This window comes from Maribacter spongiicola, assembly GCF_004364165.1.
Taxonomy (GTDB): domain Bacteria; phylum Bacteroidota; class Bacteroidia; order Flavobacteriales; family Flavobacteriaceae; genus Maribacter; species Maribacter spongiicola.
Map to the genome: position 1 here is coordinate 1 of NZ_SOAY01000014.1, position 19,491 is coordinate 19,491.

The window sequence follows — 19,491 nt, forward strand, 5'->3', positions numbered from 1 at the left end:
AACAACCAACAACCAACAACCAACAACCAACAACCAACAACCAACAACCAACAACCAACAACCAACAACCAACAACCAACAACCAACAACCAACATCTAAAACTAAAAACAAAATGAGATTAGAAAATAAAGTAGCAGTAATAACTGGTGGATCGAGAGGAATTGGTCAAGCTATATCCGAATTATTTGCTAAAGAAGGCGCAACTGTAATTATAGTAGATCTTTTACCAGAAGGTCAAGATGTTGCCAACGGAATTAATGCGAATGGAGGAAAGGCAGAATTTCATTCCGTTTCCGTAACCGACAAATCTGCGATAGAAACCTTGTTCGCATCGATAAATCAGAAACATCGTAAGCTAGATATTTTAATAAATAATGCGGGAATTACAAGAGATAGGACGCTTGAAAAAATGAGCGAAGCAGAATTTGACTCCGTTGTTGAGGTGAACCTGAAAGGAGTCTTTTTATGTACACAAGCGGCAGCAGTATATATGAGAGCAAATAAATATGGAAGAATTGTTAGTGCCGCTTCAAATGTAGGCTTACGAGGTAATTTTGGACAAACAAATTATGCAGCTACTAAGGCAGGCGTTATTGCGATGGCAAAAACATGGACTATGGAACTTGGTAAATACGGTATAACAGCTAATGCTATTGCACCAGGTTTTACGATGACTAATATGGTAGATAAGATTCCGAAAGAGCATTTCGCAGCTATTGAAGCTAGCATCCCATTAAAAACAGTAGCGCAGCCTATTGATATTGCCTATGGTTATTTGTATTTGGCATCAGACGAAGCGCGCTTTGTTTCGGGTATTTGTTTAACAATCGATGGCGGAACTTCAAGATAACAATATGACAAAGTTGGAAATCGAAAATTTTGAAGAATTTAAAAAGTTAGAAGGCAAACAGCTTCCAGATGGCGATTGGATGACCGTTACCCAAGAAATGATCAATGATTTCGCTAAAGCCACGGGAGATTTTCAATGGATTCATATAGACGTTGAAAAAGCAAAAAAACACTCACCCTTCAAAAAACCAGTAGCTCATGGTTTTATGTCAGTATCACTTCTTTCCAAAATGTTAGAAGGCTCTATTCATGTAAAATCGGCACAAATGGGTGTAAACTATGGCTTGAATAAAGTCCGTTTTCCTAGTCCAGTATTAGTAGATAGCCGACTTCGATTAGTAGGAAGTATTTCAAATATCAAAAATTATGGCGACACTGGGTTAAAGGTGACATGGAACTGTACAATAGAAATAGAAGGCTCAGAAAAACCGGCATGTGTTGCTGAGTTTTTGAGCCTAATGTTCGAATAACACTTTTTATAATGGGTTTTTCAAGAGATGCCTTTTGTAATTATTAAATGATTAACTTAAACAAAATAACAAACAATGACTAGACTGTTCGATCTTCTGTACCATCAACTAGAAAATCATCCACTTGAGAAATCGTTAAGTGGTCGAGATTTAAAAGGAATTTGGCAATCATATAGTTCGCAGGCGGTCGTTGAAGCAGCCGAGCAAGCCGCTTCCGGTTTGCTAAGTTTAGGTTTACAGCCAGGTGATAAGGTCGGTATTGTAGTGTATAAAAACAGACCTGAGTTTGTAATCATGGATTTTGCTATACAGATTGCAGGTATGGTGAGCGTTCCTTTATACCCAACTATTAGCGTAGGTGAGTATGAGTATATATTAAATGAGGCAGAAGTAAAAGCAGCGTTTTGTGGTACTGGCGATTTGTTTGATAAATTGACAGAAACCCAAAATAAGGTAAATGGCCTAAAGCATATTTTTACTTTTGATGAACATTCAAAAGGTACATTTTGGAAAACTATTTTCGATTCAAAACACACCGATAGAATTACGGAAATAAAAAAAGGTATAGAAGGGCAAGATTTAGCTACTATTATTTATACTTCTGGCACCACAGGGTACCCAAAAGGGGTAATGCTGACACATAATAACATCATGCATGTGGTAAGGGAAACAGAGCCCCATATGGCGGCAAAAACAGGAGATCAGGTATTAAGTTTTTTACCGATCTGTCATATTTTTGAAAGAGCCGTTCTGTTCGTCTATATTTTAAAAAGCACAAATGTATTTTTTGCGGGAACCGATAATTTAAGTGGACCAGAAGGGGATTTGGCATTTGTAAAACCAGTCACTTTTGCCACAGTACCAAGATTGCTTGAAAAAATATATGAAGCTATTTATAATAAAGGACTATCGCTTGAGGGAACCAAGAAAAAACTGTTTTTCTGGGCATTGGCATTAACTGATGAGTGGGAACCAAATCAAAAATTATCTTTGGTAAAAAAGATTAAGTGGAAAATTGCCGACAAGCTAATTTTTAGCAAATGGCGAGAGGCGATGGGTGGTAATATAAATGCAATTGTTACTGGTGCAGCTCCTTGTCCTGTAAAGATTATGCGTGTTTTCTGCGCAGCGGGAATCCCGATTCGTGAAGGCTACGGACTAACCGAAACATCGCCAACGTTGACCGTAAATACTATGGAAACTGATGGGGTAATGTTAGGTACAGCAGGACCAATTATAGACGGGGTTCAAATATTAATTGATGCAGAAAGTGGAGATTACCAAGAGGGTGAAGGTGAAATTTTAGCTCATGGACCAAATGTAATGTTAGGCTACTATAAGAAACCTGAAGTTAATGCAGAGGTTTTTTGTGAAATAGACAATAAACGATGGTTTCGAACGGGCGATATCGGTAAGTTGGTAAAAGGACCTACAGGCCGTGAATATTTAAAGATTACGGATAGAAAAAAAGAACTGCTAAAAACTTCTGGTGGTAAATATGTAGCTCCGGCACCTATAGAAAATAGATTACGAGAAGAGTTCTTGGTAGAGCAAATGATGGTAATTGGAGATAAGCAAAAATTCGTGTCGGCATTAATAGTCCCTGCTGAAGAGGCACTTAGAAACTATTGCGGTAAAAAGGATATTTCTTGGACCAGTTTAGAAGAAATTATTCAACATGAGAAAGTAATAAGAAAGTATCAAAAAATAATTGACAAATATAATCCGGAGTTTAGTCACGTGGAGCAAATTAAGAAGTTTAAGCTTATTTCGACTCCGTGGCTACCAATTCATGAAAATGGTTCAGTTGCAGAATTAACCCCTACACTAAAATTAAAGCGTAGAGTTATTAGAGAAAAGTTTCAAAAAGAAATAGCTGAAATTTATTCAGAATAGGTTGCTAATAATTTTGTTCTAATTGTTGAAATAAAGTTTATGGTTAATACCTTTTGGTTAACATGTAACTAGAAGCAAAAAAAGAGAGAAAAACAATGCATGTTTTTCTCTCTTTTTTTTTAAATAGGTAATCTATACGATATGGATGGACTAATATTTCGTTTTATCATGCTTAGAAGCCCAGTTATTAAAAACTTCAACAGCTTCTTCTTGTAGCATTTGTTTAAAGTGAATTTGTCTGTCTTGCATGCCAACTTCTAATTCATCATAAATAAACTGGTCATCAAAATCAATCGCCTTTGCATCGGCTTTATCACAGCCGTAGTACACCGCTTTTGGTCTTGCCCAATAAATTGCACCAAAGCACATAGGGCAAGGCTCACAGGAGGTGTAGATTATGCAGTCAGTAAGCTGAAAATCATTCAGTTTTTTACAGGCATCTCTAATAACTACCATTTCTGCATGAGCAGTAGGGTCATTGGTTGAGGTTACTTTATTATGGCCTTCGGCAATAATTTCTCCATCTTTTACTACTACGGCACCAAATGGACCGCCTGCATTTGAGTTCATTCCTTTTGCAGCCATTTCAATAGCTCTTCTCATAAAAAACTCGTGATCATTCTTCATATATTCTTTTTATTTTTTAAATAATTGGGATGCAAAATTACGGTTTTTGAAGGCATTTAGACTGTTTTGTATAAATCATCTTATTTTGATTTTCTCATAATTCTTGGTAGCTTGAAAGAAATCATTACTATTCACGACAAATATTTGATAATTAAGTCATTTCATTTATTTACGACATAGCTTCATGTTTTTGTAGTCGTACAGAATAATGTTTTTTACATAAATAATCATAAACCAATCTCCCATGAAAAAACCAATTGCGATTGCCCAAGTAGACACTTTAGAAAACAAAACACCTGAACATGCCTTAGTTAATGGTTTGGATTTGGTTATTGTGAAATTTGATAACGATATTTCTGTACTCTACGGTCGTTGTTTACATCGAGGAGCATTAATGTCAGACGGTCATGTAGATGGTCATAATCTTATTTGTGGAGTTCATGGTTGGGATTATCGGGTAGATACCGGAGTTTCAGAATATAATAACGCAGAGGTGTTACATAAGTTTACTACTAAAATAGAAGACGGAAGTCTTTTCGTTGATGAAGCGGAGATTGATGCCTATTTAGTAGATAGTCCGCAACCTTTTAATAGAGATGCTTATTTAGGGGCATATGCCGATACCCACCCTGAAGAAACAGAACCATACACGGGTTATATAAAAGAATTGGCAACAAACGGATTAAAAAATCTAGGTCACCATGGTACTTCGGCTTCAATGGGCGTAGATAGAAATACCTTGCCTAAGTGGAGTGATATTCAGTTTTTACCTGCTCAATTAGCAAGCAGACCTTTACTTGATGAAGATGAAGTGGCAACAAAAGTTGTCATTGGTCCTAACGCAAAGAAGCCTTTACATTTAGATATTCCGTTGTTTGTGAGTGATATGAGTTTTGGTGCTTTATCACGCGAAGCAAAAATTGCGTTGTCTAAAGGTGCTGAACTGGCAGGTGCGGGTATCTGTTCCGGTGAAGGCGGTATGTTACCACATGAGCAAGAAAATAACAGCAAGTATTTTTATGAATTAGCTTCGGCTAAATTCGGATTTTCTTGGGATAAATTAGACAAAGTACAAGCCTTCCATTTTAAAGGCGGACAAGGAGCCAAAACAGGAACTGGGGGACATTTACCAGGTGCTAAAGTAAGTAAGGAAATAGCAGAAGTAAGAGGATTAAAAGAAGGCGAAACGGCAATTTCACCAGCAACCTTTCCGGATTTTCACGGTGTGGATGATTTTAAGTATTTCGCTGCTCAAGTAAGAGAACGCACAGGCGGTATTCCGATTGGATTCAAAATTGCAGCAAGTCATATAGAAAAAGACATTCAGTTTGCTTTAGATGTAGGCGTAGATTACATTATTTTAGATGGTAGAGGAGGAGGAACAGGTTCTGCTCCCACCATATTAAGAGACAATATTAACGTACCTACAATTCCTGCTTTGGCGAGAGCACGAAAGTATTTAGATAAAGTTGGAGCAACAGATGTAACCTTGGTCATCACTGGCGGCTTACGTATTGCTGAAGATTTTGGTAAAGCTTTAATGTTAGGTGCAGATGCTATTGCGGTATCTAACTCCGCCTTACAGGCAATTGGTTGTTTGGGTATGCGTGCTTGCGGCAGTAATAACTGTCCGGTTGGTATTGCAACTCAAAAAGAATCGTTGCGTAGTAGATTAATTATAGATTCTTCGGCGAAGCAATTACACAACTATTTTGATGCAACCAATAACCTTATTAAAGTTATTGCTAGGGCTTGTGGTCATGATGATATTTCTAAATTCAATTTTGAAGACCTATCTACTTTTAATCATGATATGCATCGTTTAACAGGAATTAATTACGGCGGTGTTAACGCTTAAAAAAATATAAAGATGGAAAAAACAATGCATTTAGCATCACAATATTTAGCTGCAGCAGGAATAAGTTTCGTAGAAAAAAAAGCAGATGATAGTCATACGAATCTTGGCTGGTCAATTGATAAACAGCAGTTAGAAACGCACCCATTATCAGCAAATGGAGATATACTAGCCTTAAACTATACTACATTTTCATTAGAATGGATTTCGCCTAAAAACAATGCTTCTTTTTTATTAAAAGGTAAAACGCATCAACAAGTGTTGAAATGGCTAACAAGTTCTACAGATACAATATTGGGTAAGAAATATACCTATGATTTTCATTACGAGCTACCATATTCAATTGATGATTCATTTATATTTGAATTAGATAGACCAAGATTAAAAAGATTGGCAACGTTGAGAACTTTGGCGCAATCCAGTTTAGAAAAAACACTCAAAGAAACTGGTTTGGAGTCTAGCATTCGAGTTTGGCCTCATCATTTCGATTCTGGTGCATATGCAAATTTAGCGGATACTATTACCGTGGGTCTTGGGCTGGCAATACCTGATGACGTAGTAAGGGAGCATTATTTTTATATCAGTGGATACAAAAGTAACGATGGAATTGATACATCTAAATTTGATTCACTTTCAATAGGCGAATGGAAGAACGACGGATTTAAAGGAGCAGTTTTACCAGCATCTAAAGTGATGCAGTCAGAAGTTTTTCAGTTTTTTAAAGAGGCTATAAATACCTATCAAAATTAATTCATCAGTTCCGATTTCTCTTTCACCCTAAAACACCGTTCTTCTCCTAAATAGAGAGGATTACCTTGTTTTTCTGACCAAAATCCGTCTAAAACATCTTTGTTAATACACTGGTATACAACAACGCCTTTGTATACATTTTTGTCGTCACCAGTATACCTAAAGTTGATTACCATAATATTGTTTTTAAAGAATCCGGTGCCTGTTTGCTCTTGGTTTGTGTTAATAGTCCATTTTGCCACAATTCTATCATTTGCATCCAAAGATAAAATCAACGTACCCTTGTAAGAGTTTGATTCTGCATCTTGGTTACTGCCTATAATATCATATTTCCCAACTAAATCTTCAACCGTCATATAATGTTTTATGAATGGCGAAAATATCGAAAATTTAACGCATGAATTAAACATTAATATAAAAGGTTAGTGTCAAACTTTTTGTAGAATCATTAGAAAATAGCAATCTTTAACTTTAATTGAGAATGAATATGAAGAAAGCAGTTTTAATTGGTCTAGTGATTGTAGGTTTTGTGACAAATGGATATACACAAGAAAATCAGTACGGTGATAATCAGCCATATTCTTCCTATTGGTTTGTAGAAGAACTATTGCAATGGTCGCCAGAAAGTGACAAAGACGCTAAATTCAATATTAGTCAGGTAGCATTGGCAAGTCGTTTTTTAAATGATTCAACTGATTTAAATGATGACGCTCAGAAAATACCTGGTATCATAGCCTTGATGGCACCACATACGACTAACTTTCATCCGTCTCAAGGGTTTTCTAGTGTTAAACAATATGCTTTTCCATTTTGGCAATACATAGATTACTTTGTGCAATGGGGTGGTTCAGCAAATGAGGGAATCATTGTACCACCGACTGCTTTTTGGACAGATGCTGCGCATAAGAATGGAGTAAAGAGTATTGGTACTATATTTTTCCCACCTAATGTATATGGTGGCAAAGAAGAATGGGTGTACGAATTTTTGGTACAGAACGAAGATGGCAGTTTTCCTGTAGCAGATAAACTTATTGAAGTTGCCGATACTTATAATTTTGACGGTTGGTTCATAAATCAAGAGACGTATGACTTAGTAGGTGAAATGGGGGAGTTGATGCAACAATTCATATCTTATTATAGAACACAATCAAATTTAAAACTGGTGTGGTATGATGCTATGATTGATGATTCTAGGGTAATATGGCAAGATGAGCTGAATAACCATAATGCCATGTATTTTCAAAAAGAGGATAAAAATATGTCAGATGTTTTCTTTATAAACTTCAGGTATAATGAAGTTAATTTAGAAGATAGTAAAAAGGCGGCTCAAGAGTTGGGCAGAAGTGAGTGGGAACTATATGCAGGTATCGACGTACAATCTAAAAGTTTTAAAACTCCCGTAAAATGGGATGTCTTATATAAAGAAGGAAAACCAAACAATACATCTATAGGCTTGTACTGGTCAAATTCGACGTTCGATATATCACAAACCAAAACACCTGAAGATGTTTATAATAACGAACAAAAGTTCTGGAATGGGGGTACAACCGTTGAAACAAGATTTGGCTCAAGTACTTGGAAGGGTTTTGCAGATTATTTTGAGCCACGTAGTGTAATTAACGACTTACCTTTTAAAACGAATTTCAATTATGGCTTAGGTCGTTTTTATAATGAGAAGGGTAAGGCCGTTTCTAAAAAAGAGTGGCATAACCTTAGTATTCAAGATGTATTACCTACTTGGCAATTTCAAGTAGACAGCACTAAAGTTAATACAACTATCAGTTTTAATGAAAGTTATGAGGGTGGCAGTAGTTTGTCTTTTGAGGGATTTGCAGATTCAGAAATTCCGTTATACAAAACAGAATTAAGTTTAGATAAAGCGTTAAACCTTCAGGTGGTAATGAAGACATCGGGAAATATGAATATTGAAATTTATTGCCAACTTTCCAACGGAGAAAACTTGACATTTCCTTTAAAAAAATCTAGTTCATGGTTTACGAATACTATTATTATTCCTGCACAAAAAAACAGCATAGTATCTAAAATAGGAGTGATCACGAAAGGAAAAGGTACCGCATTTCTAGGCGAATTATCCATCCGTAGTAAAAAAGAGAAAATACCAGTTACTTCATCATTTTCTGTGGAGTCGTTTGTTAAGGGAAATACCGCAGAGTTATATATTCATTTTAATGAGAAACCAGAAAACGTATATCATACTATTTATTATTTAAATGCAGAAAATGAAAAGATTTGGTTAGGTAAAACTCCATCACAAGATTTTTATATTTCCAACATTCTTACAAAAAATAACTTAATGAACTTAGAAATTCAATCTGAAAGTTTCGGAGGCACAAAGGGTAAAATTCTTCGTAAAAAGGTGATTTTGTCGCACTAGCTAAAGCTACTCTTTAAGTGAAAAATATAATGCATAGGTTGATGTCATTTTAGCTATATAATTGATAAAAAACTACTTAGAGATACACATATTTAATTCTAAAAAATACCTCAAGGTTAATAGTATGTTATCTTGAAAATTTATCTATGAGATATTTGATAAAAAATAATTTATAAAAGTTTTAGGTAAAGTATTTCTTTAATAAAATTTACTTTTTTTCTTGAGATAATTTATTGTAAGTATTTGTATGTTAGTTTGTTATGTTTGTTATTGAATAGTAGTCTTAAAAAGTTATTTTGTCTTAAAAATGAAATTGTTGATAACCCTGTTAAAAGCTTAAAGAGGATAATGTGAAATTAAGGTGATTAATTTTCGACCTTTACATCACTCTTATTAACTACATCATTAACCTTAATTTAACATGAGAATCACAGAAGTCATAAAAAGGGATTTTTCTACAAAACCTTTTCATTTACACAAGATTACCAATGCCATTTTAAAGGCTATGACAGCTGTTGAACATGGTGGGCCCGGTGAAGCCGAAATAATATCAAATAATGTACATTTAGCACTGCTAGAAAGAAAGCAGGCAGATGAAAGTTATATTCCTACAGTTGAAGAAGTTCAAGATTTCGTTGAGAATAAATTAATGGAAAGTGGTTATTTCGATGTAGCCAAGGGTTATATCCTGTATCGAAATGAGCAAGCGCAAAAAAGAAAATCCAACATCTTTGAAAAGCGTATAAATCTTAAACCATATGAGTACCCAGCTTTAAATGATTATGTATCTGCCATAAGACATTCATATTGGATTCATACCGAATTTAACTTTACAAGTGATATTCAAGATTTCAAAACTGGGTTGACCGATATTGAAAGAAATGCAATTAAGAATACCATGTTGGCAATATCTCAAATCGAGGTTGCTGTAAAAGGTTTTTGGGGAGATATTTATCACAAAATGCCGAAGCCGGAAATTGGTGCAGTAGGAGCAACATTTGCGGAGAGTGAAGTAAGACACCACGATGCATATTCGCATTTGTTAGAAATATTAGGTTTAAACGAAGAGTTTAAAAACTTAAAGAAGAAACCTGTTATCATGAAGAGGGTTCATTATTTAGAAACAGCCCTTAAAAATTCTAAAAGCGAAAATAATCAAGAATATGCCGAGTCGGTTTTATTGTTTTCGTTATTTATAGAGCATGTATCTTTATTTTCTCAGTTCTTGATTATGATGGCTTTCAATAAGCATAAGAATATGTTTAAAGGTATCTCTAATGTTGTAGAGGCAACCTCTAAAGAAGAGCAAATTCACGGCGATTTCGGTATCGATATTATAAATATTATTAAGGATGAAAATCCTAAATGGTTCGATAAAGAATTTCATGGTACCGTTCAAGAAATGTGTAAAGAGGCATTTTTATCGGAAAGTGATGTTATAGATTGGATTTTTGAAGCCGGTGAAATTGATTTCTTGCCTAAAAAATTAGTAAAGGAATTCATTAAAAAGAGATTTAACGATTCTATAGAAAGTATAGGTATCGATAAAATATTCGACGTAGACGAAGAATTACTATCGCAAACAGAATGGTTCGATGATGAAATTATCGGTACCAAGCATGGCGATTTCTTCGTAAAACGCTCTATCAATTACAGCAAAAGAACACAAAGTATAACCAGTGACGACTTATTTTAAATGAACGATTCAAAAATTAATTTAGAGACTAGCATACAACAAGAAGTAAAATTGAATGGTTCAAATGAACTGGTACAAGCTAGAAAGGAAACCCTTGAAAGCCTAAAAAAGGACAAAAAGCAAGGGTTTGAGTGGTTAAATCAAGATAGCCGTAATTTTTTAGGTTCTGGTTATTTGACTCCGGGTGTTTCAGCAGAAACACGTATTCGTGAAATTGCAGATAGAGCTGAGAAAATATTGGGTATGCCTGGTTTTTCAGACAAATTTTACGGTTACATGAGTGAAGGTTTTTACTCATTGGCGTCACCAGTTTGGTCTAACTTCGGAAAAGAAAGAGGATTACCAATTAGCTGCTTTGGATCTAATATATCTGATGACATGGGTAACATTTTGTACACGCAGTCAGAAGTAGGTATGATGTCTAAATTAGGCGGTGGTACATCTGGTTACTTTGGTAACATTAGACATAGAGGGGCAGAGGTTAAAAATAATGGTAAAGCTTCAGGAGCGGTGCATATTATGCAACTTTTCGAATCTATGGTAGATGTAGTAAGCCAAGGTTCTGTTCGTCGTGGTCGTTTTTCTCCATACTTACCGGTAGAGCATGCAGATATTAAAGAATTCTTAGAAATTGGTACCGAAGGTAACCCAATTCAAGAGCTTACTCATGGTGTTACAGTAACCAATGAGTGGATGCAACAAATGGTAGATGGTGATGATGAAAAGCGTTCTATCTGGGCAAAGGTATTACAGAGAAGAGGTGAAATGGGGTATCCATATATTTTCTTTAAAGACAACGCTAACAATGGTGCTGCAGATGTGTACAGAGAAAAAGGGCACAAAATTCATGCAAGTAACCTTTGTACAGAAATCATGTTACCATCAAGTGATGAGTGGTCGTTTGTATGCGTATTATCGTCTGTAAACGTTCTACATTATGATAAATGGAAAAATACCGATGCAGTAGAAACAATGGTATTCTTTTTAGATGCTGTTATTACGGAGTTCTGTGAAAAATTAGAAGTTTACCGTGATTCTGAAAGTCGTGAAGACCGCCAGACTTTTATGTTTATGGAGCGTGCATACAACTTCGCAAAAGATAACCGTGCCTTAGGATTAGGTGTTTTAGGATGGCATTCATTGTTACAATCTAAAATGTTGCCTTTTAACAGTCAAGAAGCATATAATTTGAATAGTGAAATATTCAAAACAATAAAAGAAAAGTCATACAGTGCTTCAGAAGAATTAGCCGATAAATTCGGTGAGCCAGCAGTATTAAAAGGCTATGGTAGAAGAAATGCAACGTTGAATGCAATTGCACCAACAACATCTTCCGCGTTTATTTTAGGTCAGGTATCTCAAGGTATTGAGCCAATATGGTCTAATACGTATGTTAAGGATATTGCTAAAGTGAAGACTACGATTAGAAATCCTTTCTTGGTAGAACTTTTAGAGGATAAAGGAATGAATACAACAGAAGTGTGGCATAGCATCCGTGATTTTGACGGTTCTGTACAGCATTTAGATTTCCTTTCAGACTTAGAGAAAGACGTGTTTAAAACATATTCTGAGATTGACCAGATGGATATTATCTATCAGGCAGCGAACAGACAAAACCATATTGATCAAGGTCAGTCGGTTAATATTATTGTTCACCCAGATATGCCAGTTAAAGAAATCAATAAGATTCACGTAACTGCATGGAAATTAGGTTTGAAGTCATTGTACTACCAACATAGTATGAACGCGGCACAAAAATTCAAGCAAAAGAAAGATTGTGCTAGTTGTGAAGCTTAAGTCTTAAATAGACTAGAATAGTATTAAGAATTTAATCTGGTGTTTTAGCAAGCAAGTAATGTTTGTTTAAAGCACCAGATTTTTTTATGCCAAAGTGGTTTACTATTCGAACATTTAGAAACGTCTAGACATAAAAAAATATTTTAACAGGCAGTTGAATTGATTACTTAAGGAGAGATAACTATGACCAAGAAACTAATAGTTTAGCTGCAAACAATTTTAAGAAAGGTCTCTATTTCTAGATTTACGTTTACTTTTTATAAAATCGAGTAGTTTGCTAGAAAGGAAGGTGATCACTAAGCTTTTAATAGTCCCTTTTTGGCTAAAAGTAGCTCCTAACCCCTGTCTTAGTTGTTGCGGTACTAAATCTGTTTTAGTGCTATTAAACTGCAGTTTAATACTTTCTTGGGCGATTAGGCGTTGAAGATTAAGGACTTTCAAGCGCTCATCTATTTCTTCAAAAGAATGGTATTGCTTGCTCATAATCAGTCAAAATAATATTTAGATAATTTTTTAAGTACAGGTTTGTTTAGTTGTTCTCTAAATATATAGAGCATAATGGCTAAAAGAATATAAAACCCGGCTACGATAATAAAACCAATAAAGTAACTATTCATTAGTTCAGATAGCCACAAACAGGCTGCGAATGACAGAAACAATAAAGCAAACAGACTACTAATAGCTATTAAAAGAAGCTTTAATATACCGGTAGCATTTTTTGAAAGGACTTTAAATATCTTCAGTCTATAATATTCGTCGCTATGCTCTAAATATGACCCCATTTCAGTTTTTAGCCCCATGAGGTCATTTTTTAATTCTTCAAAAGCCATAGCTGCTATTTATGTAGTTGAGCGTTTTGTGCTTTTAATTCTTCTAGTTTTTGTTCTAACTTATCAATGATATCATCTGCCTTGTAACTCATCGTTGAAATAGCCTCATCTAATTTTCTGTCAAAAGCATCTTTCTGTGCATTGGCAGATTTAGTTAACTCATCTTTTGCGTGAGAAACTCTTTCAGCTATTTCATGACTGGTATCTTCAACCTTTCTTTTGATTCTATGACGTGTTTCAATTCCTTTATCAGGTGCGTATAAAATACCTATTCCGGCACCAATAGCAGCCCCAGTTAATATTGCTAATAAAGTGTTTCCATTATCGTTTTGCATAATATTGAATTTTAGTAGTTATGAAATTTATATTTCAAGATAAAATTAAACACTTAAAAATACTTGGCATATGATTTACGTCATATATGATATAATAGCTAGAATAGAAAACTAGTGAAGTAGCTCATAAACTTGCTTTGCAATTTCTAATTCTTCATTTGTAGGGATGACTAAAATTTTAACCTTAGAATCTGTGGTATTTACTTCTCTAACATTTTTTGATCTTAGGTCATTTTTTGAATCATCTAATTGAAAATTAAAATAATCCATATCCTTACAAACCAGCTGGCGCATCAGGCTAGAATTTTCACCAATACCTGCAGTAAATATGATAGCATCAAGTCCGTTCATGGTAGCGGTATATGCCCCTATATATTTACGAATTCGGTATGCATTCATTTCTAAAGCTAAAATACAATTTGCATTACCATTGCTGGCTTCCTCTTCAATATCGCGTAAATCATTAAAGCCGGTAAGACCAAGCATACCACTTTTTTTGTTCAATAATTCGTTGACATCATCTAAGCTATATCCTAACGTATTCACCATATAATAAATGATAGAATGATCAATATCACCACTACGGGTACCCATTATTAGTCCGTTTGAAGGCGTGAAACCCATACTGTGGTCCATACTTTTACCATCTTTAATGGCGGTAATACTGCATCCGTTTCCTAAATGAATAGAAATAAGCTTAGTGTTTTCTTTATGCAGATACTCATTTGCTATTTCAGAAACATATTTATGACTGGTACCATGAAATCCGTATGCTTGAATTCCGTCGTTCTCATATAATTCATTAGGTAAAGCATATTTTTTTGCTTTAACAGGAACGGTACCATGATAGGCGGTATCAAAAACAACCACTTGTGTGGCAGTAGTAAATACTTCTTCGGCCATAACTATACCAAGCAAATTTGCAGGGTTGTGCAATGGAGCTAAAGTCGAGAGTTTTTTAATCTTACTTTTAACTTCTTCATCAATTAGAGTAGTCTCTGTATAATAAGCACCACCATGAACAACACGGTGACCAATGGCATCAATATCTTCAGTACTATCGATAACACCAATTTCAGCATCTAACAATAGCGAAGTAATTCGTTCTAGTCCGGCTTTATGGCTAGCTATCTCATAAATTTTTTCAACCTTATTGGCATCGGTTTTATAATTAGAGATGGCATCTGTACTACCAATACGCTCTATGGCGCCAACGCAAATAACCTTTTTTGAAGGCATTTTTATAAGTTGGTATTTAATGGATGAGCTACCGGAATTGATAATTAAAATATTCATAAAAATTGGTTTAAAATCCTTCTGCTTGAATAGCAGTTATGATTACGGTATTAAAAATATCATCTACAGTACAGCCGCGGCTTAAATCGTTAACAGGTTTATTTAACCCCTGTAACATTGGTCCGATAGCCAAGGCACCAGTTTCACGTTGTACCGCTTTGTACGTGTTGTTTCCGGTATTTAAATCAGGAAATATAAACACACTAGCTTGCCCTGCAACTTCAGAATCTGGCAATTTACTGAGTCCGACTTTAGCATCTACCGCAGCGTCATATTGAATAGGACCTTCCACTTTAAGGTCGGGTCTTTTTTCTTTAATAATTTCAGTAGCTTTTCTAACTCTGTCAACATCTTCACCTACACCAGAAGCTCCCGAAGAATAAGAAAGCATGGCTATTTTTGGTTCAATACCAAAAGCTGCGCTCGTAGCAGCAGATGAAATGGCAATTTCAGATAACTGCTCAGAATTAGGATTTGGGTTAATGGCACAATCTCCAAAAACGGTTACCCTGTTCGGTAAACACATGAAAAATATAGAAGATACTATAGATACACCTGGTTTAGTTTTGATAAACTGTAATGCAGGCCTTATGGTATGCTGAGTAGTATGTATAGCACCCGATACCATACCATCGGCATGACCTTTATGTACCATCATTGTACCAAAATAAGATACATCTTCCATTAAATCTTTAGCCATTGCCAAGTTTACATTTTTATGTTTACGCAATTCGAATAGAGTGGTGGCGTAATCTAAAAAATGATCAGATGCAGTTGGGTCGATAATATTGATATCGTTGATGTTCAAATCGATATCTAATTCTTTAATTTTAGAAATGATCTGTTCTTTATTACCTAAAAGAGTAATAGAAACAGCATCGGCATCGATTAGTTTTTTGGTTGCCAATAGAATACGTTCATCTAAACCTTCAGGTAAAACGATATGCTTTTTCGAAGCTTTTGCCTTTTGAAGAAGGTTATACTGAAACATTCTAGGGGTGATACCTTTCGCTTTAAACGTAATTAACTTTTCAGCCAATTCTTCGGTAGGTACATACTTTTCGAACTCTTGAATAGATGTTTGTATTTTTTCTGTGTTTTCGGCGTAAATACGTGGTCTAATAGTACCAATTTTATTGGTGACATAGAATGTACCACGAGCAACAGAAAGTATTGGTATGATATCAGAAAGACCTTCGATTAACTTAATAATAGAATCTTCGGGTATAAGACCACCAGTTAAAACAATACCAGATAGGCTAGGGTAATTTGTTGATATATTTGCCTGTAATGCTCCTAAAATAATATCTGCGCGATCACCAGGAGTAATTACTAGACTATCATCTTTTAAATGCGTGATGTAATTACGTAATTGCATGGCGCCAACACTGAAACTGCCTACTTGGTTGTTAATATAATCTTCACCAAAAAGAACCTTAGCATCAAGCTCTTGTGCTATTTCTTTTAGTGTAGGGCTACCTAAAACAGCGTTTACGGGTATAGTACCGACCAAAACATCATCAGGCAGCTTTTCTTTTAATCCGTTAGAAACAAGAGTTACATTCTCTGGTTGCACTTTGTTAGCTACTATAAGAAGTACTTCAACACCTTTCTCTTTAAATGAGTCGTATGCCATGTAAAGATTACCGACCAATTCATCTAAGGTCTTATTCTTTCCGCTTGCGAGAATTACTGCCGGTATACCTAAGTTTTTAGCAATAAGTACATTAATGTCCCATTCAATAATAGCACCTTCTCCAGAAAAATCGGTTCCTTCAACTAAAACGAAGTCGAACTTGTTTTCAATAGTTTTGTACTTGTGTATAATATGGCCTACAATTTCATCGTCTTTATCTTGATTTTTTAATTGTACTACTTGGCTACGTGTATATGCAAAAGCCTCCTCAGGTTTCATATCTACATTGAAATAGCTTAAAACAGTGTCAATGTGGTTATCGGTTTTACCATTGGGAACTCCATCAATAATAGGTCTGAAATAGCCAACTTTGGCAGTTCTGCCTAAAAGAAGTTGCATAAGGCCAAGTGAAACAATAGATTTTCCACTATTGGGCTCTGTAGTAACAATATATATAGCTTTACTCACGTGTAAAAGGGATTGGTGTTTAACAAATTTATAGGATTCTTGATGGATTACGGCTTACAATGTAAAAATCTGACACTTTAGTTTAAAGTTGATAATAATAAAGTTGTATTTGAAGTCATGGTTTCTACAATATTAAATGTATAAGTAAGCTTAGGTACCGTATTTGAAGCGTCAAAAATACTTATGACAGTCATGCTTTAAAATGACATATCTCATATTATAAACATGAGATAAGTCATTTTCACCTTTGTCGGTAACAACTACTTTTGGTTCTGATATTAAATCAGATTACCAAATGCCGAACGAAACAAAAACGAATACTAATTCTTTCTTTTTAAGTGAAGAACGTGCTTTTCTTGACGGACCACGAAGTCGGTTTAAAGAACTGTGGTTTACGTTTAAGGTACAATATCAGTTTATTCGAGCGTTTAGAAAACTACATTTTATTGGTCCGTGTGTTACCGTATTTGGATCTGCCCGTTTTAAAGAAGATAATCCATATTATAAACAAGCAGAAGAAGTAGGTAAAGCTTTGTCTGAAATGGGCTTTACGGTAATGACAGGCGGCGGACCTGGTATTATGGAGGCAGCAAATAAAGGAGCTTACCTTAATAATGGCTATTCAATAGGATGTAATATAATACTGCCACATGAGCAAAAACCGAATCCGTATTTACATAAATGGATAAATATTCCCTATTTCTTTATTAGAAAATTTTTACTACTTAAGTACTCCTTCGCATTTGTGGTATTGCCTGGTGGCATAGGTACTTTAGATGAGCTTTTTGAAGCGGTTACCCTAATACAGACAAAAATGATACAAGATTTTCCGGTGGTTATTTTCGGAAAAGAATATCATAAAGAGTTATACCATCATATACAAACGATGGCAGAAAATGAAAGTATTTCTAAAAAAGATATGGACTTAATGTTCTTGACCGACTCTGTTGATGAAATGGAAGAACACCTTAGAGAACATGCGGTCAAAAGATTTAAACTCATTAATAAACCAATGCGAACCAAGTGGTGGTTTGGCGAGAAAAAGTCAGTTCGAACTACTTAAAAGCACTCTTTAAATCTCAATTCTAATTTTATAGGAATTATATAATAGGAATATAATATGTTTAAAATCAATAGTATAAAAATAGCTTTAATCATTTTCACCTCAGTAGTGTTTATGTCTTGCCAGTCTAAGAAACAGAAGGATATCGGAGCTATACAGATAGATAGTACAGCAGTACTATTACTCACTAAAGAAGCTATAAAAAAGATTGGGAGCATAAAAATTTCGAAGGACATTAAGGTCGGTGGCTATTTTCAATTCATGGATTCAGTAGTTGAAAAATATGATACGCTAGTGCCATATGCGTTATCTGAACATTTGTTAGTACGAAATAACCCGTGGATAATTGATACTTTGGCGAATACAGATTATTACAGAATGATGGCGCGTGATTCTTTTGTTTATGATCAAAAACAAATGATAGTATTGCCAAAAGATAGCGAGTTGATACTGCCAGATTCAATTACAGCTTGTAGAATTCTGGAAGAATTTGCAACTACTGAAATTGATGTTAACATACCAGAATACAAATTACGCATTTTTCAAGATTCTGTTTTATTAGAAACTTTTCCGGTTAGGGTGGGGCAGTATCGAGAGCGCTATTTAAAGTTTGGAGATCGTGTAACAGATTTAAGAACAAAAACAGGAGAAGGAACTATTGTAAGGCATGCAAAGCATCCAGATTTTTATAATCCGGTAAACGGAAAACGTTTTTATGTAACCAGACGAGATGATGGTAAAACAACCATGATGCCTCAAATACCTTGGATCGAAACTGAAATAAATAATATTAGAAATGGACAGATGATTCATCCGACTACAAATCCTAAAACACTAGGTAAGGCATATTCAAATGGCTGTATCGGTCTTGGTGAAGGCGATGCTTGGCGGGTATATTATTATGCGCCATTAGGTACAAAGCTTAAAATTAGGTATGATTTAGAAACATATGATGAAGGCATGGTTATTTCTGTACTTCGAGATGTATATCACTTATCTGATAATCAATAAAATGGAAGTATATTAAAGCTAAATCCGATTTAGTTTAAACTGAATTTAAATAATAGGTATTTATAATTTTACTAATTTTACTAACGTGAACAAACTGTTTTCCATATTGTTATCATCGCTCATCATGCTGCAAAGCTTTGGTGTGCATTATGATGATATTGTTCAGTTAGATGAATTGATCGAACACGCTCAATTTCATAGTGAGCAATATGGCGATAATGTAATTGTTTTTCTTTCTAAGCATTATGGTGAGTTAAAGGCAGACCATCAACGCGATCATCAAGAAGAAAAGAAAGATCACGAAAAATTACCTTTTAATCATAGTGGTGCATCGCATATTTCTGTTGCCGATGTGTTTATCAATAGCTATAAGTCAGAATTAAATGTATTAGAATTTTCAGATTATACTGCCTCAAATTTCTATTACCAAGCACCTTCTTCTTCATTGCATTCAGAGGGTATTTTACAGCCGCCCCGCATTTCATAATACAATCGATTTTTTAATTTTTTAGTTCA

At 34.9% G+C, this 19,491-nt stretch carries 18 protein-coding genes; 11 read left to right on the plus strand and 7 right to left on the minus strand.

Features of this window, described 5'->3' with window-relative positions; translation table 11 throughout:
* The 3 genes from CLV90_RS15970 to CLV90_RS15980 form a co-directional block, all read left to right on the plus strand.
* Positions 1-851 (plus strand): SDR family NAD(P)-dependent oxidoreductase (locus CLV90_RS15970; protein ID WP_243835496.1); only part of this gene is annotated, 851 nt, incomplete at its 5' end.
* Positions 852-855: 4 nt separating this feature from the next.
* The gene (locus CLV90_RS15975) at positions 856-1,320 is read left to right on the plus strand and encodes a MaoC family dehydratase (protein ID WP_133688521.1); all 465 of its coding nucleotides are present in this window, start codon (positions 856-858) and stop codon (positions 1,318-1,320) included.
* 75 nt (positions 1,321-1,395) lie between these two features.
* On the plus strand, positions 1,396-3,216 hold the full coding sequence (locus tag CLV90_RS15980; RefSeq protein ID WP_133688522.1) for an AMP-dependent synthetase/ligase: 1,821 nt from the start codon (positions 1,396-1,398) through the stop codon (positions 3,214-3,216).
* A 150-nt stretch (positions 3,217-3,366) separates the two neighbouring features.
* On the opposite strand, the gene CLV90_RS15985 is transcribed toward CLV90_RS15980, so the two are convergent.
* The gene (locus CLV90_RS15985) at positions 3,367-3,843 is read right to left on the minus strand and encodes a nucleoside deaminase (protein ID WP_133688523.1); all 477 of its coding nucleotides are present in this window, start codon (positions 3,841-3,843) and stop codon (positions 3,367-3,369) included.
* Between the two features lie 244 nt (positions 3,844-4,087).
* Between CLV90_RS15985 and CLV90_RS15990 the strand changes: the two genes are divergently transcribed.
* Complete coding sequence (locus CLV90_RS15990) at positions 4,088-5,701, plus strand: glutamate synthase-related protein (protein ID WP_133688524.1); 1,614 nt, start codon at positions 4,088-4,090, stop codon at positions 5,699-5,701.
* 12 nt (positions 5,702-5,713) lie between these two features.
* Positions 5,714-6,448, plus strand: a complete 735-nt coding sequence (locus tag CLV90_RS15995; RefSeq protein WP_133688525.1) for a hypothetical protein — start codon at positions 5,714-5,716, stop codon at positions 6,446-6,448.
* Here the strand turns inward: CLV90_RS15995 and CLV90_RS16000 are convergent.
* Positions 6,445-6,804, minus strand: a complete 360-nt coding sequence (locus CLV90_RS16000; RefSeq protein WP_133688526.1) for a hypothetical protein — start codon at positions 6,802-6,804, stop codon at positions 6,445-6,447. The genes CLV90_RS15995 and CLV90_RS16000 overlap by 4 nt on opposite strands.
* Positions 6,805-6,935: 131 nt before the next feature.
* Between CLV90_RS16000 and CLV90_RS16005 the strand changes: the two genes are divergently transcribed.
* The 3 genes from CLV90_RS16005 to CLV90_RS16015 all read left to right on the plus strand — a co-directional run bounded on the left by CLV90_RS16005 (position 6,936) and on the right by CLV90_RS16015 (position 12,336).
* Complete coding sequence (locus CLV90_RS16005; protein WP_166638606.1) at positions 6,936-8,843, plus strand: endo-beta-N-acetylglucosaminidase; 1,908 nt, start codon at positions 6,936-6,938, stop codon at positions 8,841-8,843.
* Between the two features lie 421 nt (positions 8,844-9,264).
* Positions 9,265-10,539 carry a ribonucleotide-diphosphate reductase subunit beta gene (locus CLV90_RS16010; protein WP_133688528.1) on the plus strand — a complete coding sequence of 425 codons (1,275 nt, stop codon included), beginning with the start codon at positions 9,265-9,267 and terminating at the stop codon, positions 10,537-10,539.
* A complete protein-coding gene (locus CLV90_RS16015; protein ID WP_133688529.1) occupies positions 10,540-12,336 on the plus strand; it encodes a ribonucleoside-diphosphate reductase subunit alpha in 1,797 nt (598 codons plus the stop codon).
* Positions 12,337-12,555: 219 nt separating this feature from the next.
* Here CLV90_RS16015 and CLV90_RS16020 read toward each other — a convergent pair whose 3' ends face one another.
* From CLV90_RS16020 to pta, 5 genes are all read right to left on the minus strand, one after another.
* Positions 12,556-12,819 carry a DUF6327 family protein gene (locus tag CLV90_RS16020; protein ID WP_133688530.1) on the minus strand — a complete coding sequence of 88 codons (264 nt, stop codon included), beginning with the start codon at positions 12,817-12,819 and terminating at the stop codon, positions 12,556-12,558.
* Between the two features lie 2 nt (positions 12,820-12,821).
* Positions 12,822-13,166, minus strand: a complete 345-nt coding sequence (locus tag CLV90_RS16025) for a phage holin family protein (RefSeq protein ID WP_133688531.1) — start codon at positions 13,164-13,166, stop codon at positions 12,822-12,824.
* Between the two features lie 5 nt (positions 13,167-13,171).
* Positions 13,172-13,501 carry a YtxH domain-containing protein gene (locus CLV90_RS16030; protein ID WP_133688532.1) on the minus strand — a complete coding sequence of 110 codons (330 nt, stop codon included), beginning with the start codon at positions 13,499-13,501 and terminating at the stop codon, positions 13,172-13,174.
* A gap of 111 nt (positions 13,502-13,612) precedes the next feature.
* A complete protein-coding gene (locus CLV90_RS16035) occupies positions 13,613-14,797 on the minus strand; it encodes an acetate/propionate family kinase (RefSeq protein WP_133688533.1) in 1,185 nt (394 codons plus the stop codon).
* 10 nt (positions 14,798-14,807) lie between these two features.
* Positions 14,808-16,901: a phosphate acetyltransferase gene (pta, locus tag CLV90_RS16040; RefSeq protein ID WP_133688534.1), complete on the minus strand. Its 2,094-nt coding sequence runs from the start codon at positions 16,899-16,901 to the stop codon at positions 14,808-14,810.
* Positions 16,902-17,196: 295 nt separating this feature from the next.
* Here pta and CLV90_RS16045 point away from each other — a divergent pair, with 295 nt between their 5' ends.
* The 3 genes from CLV90_RS16045 (at position 17,197) to CLV90_RS16055 (ending at position 19,462) form a co-directional block, all read left to right on the plus strand.
* Positions 17,197-17,964 carry an LOG family protein gene (locus CLV90_RS16045; protein ID WP_133688535.1) on the plus strand — a complete coding sequence of 256 codons (768 nt, stop codon included), beginning with the start codon at positions 17,197-17,199 and terminating at the stop codon, positions 17,962-17,964.
* A 57-nt stretch (positions 17,965-18,021) separates the two neighbouring features.
* A complete protein-coding gene (locus CLV90_RS16050) occupies positions 18,022-18,975 on the plus strand; it encodes a L,D-transpeptidase (protein WP_243835498.1) in 954 nt (317 codons plus the stop codon).
* Between the two features lie 124 nt (positions 18,976-19,099).
* Entirely contained in the window at positions 19,100-19,462 is a 363-nt protein-coding gene (locus CLV90_RS16055; protein WP_243835500.1) for a hypothetical protein, read from the plus strand.
* The last annotated feature ends 29 nt before the right edge of the window (positions 19,463-19,491 follow it).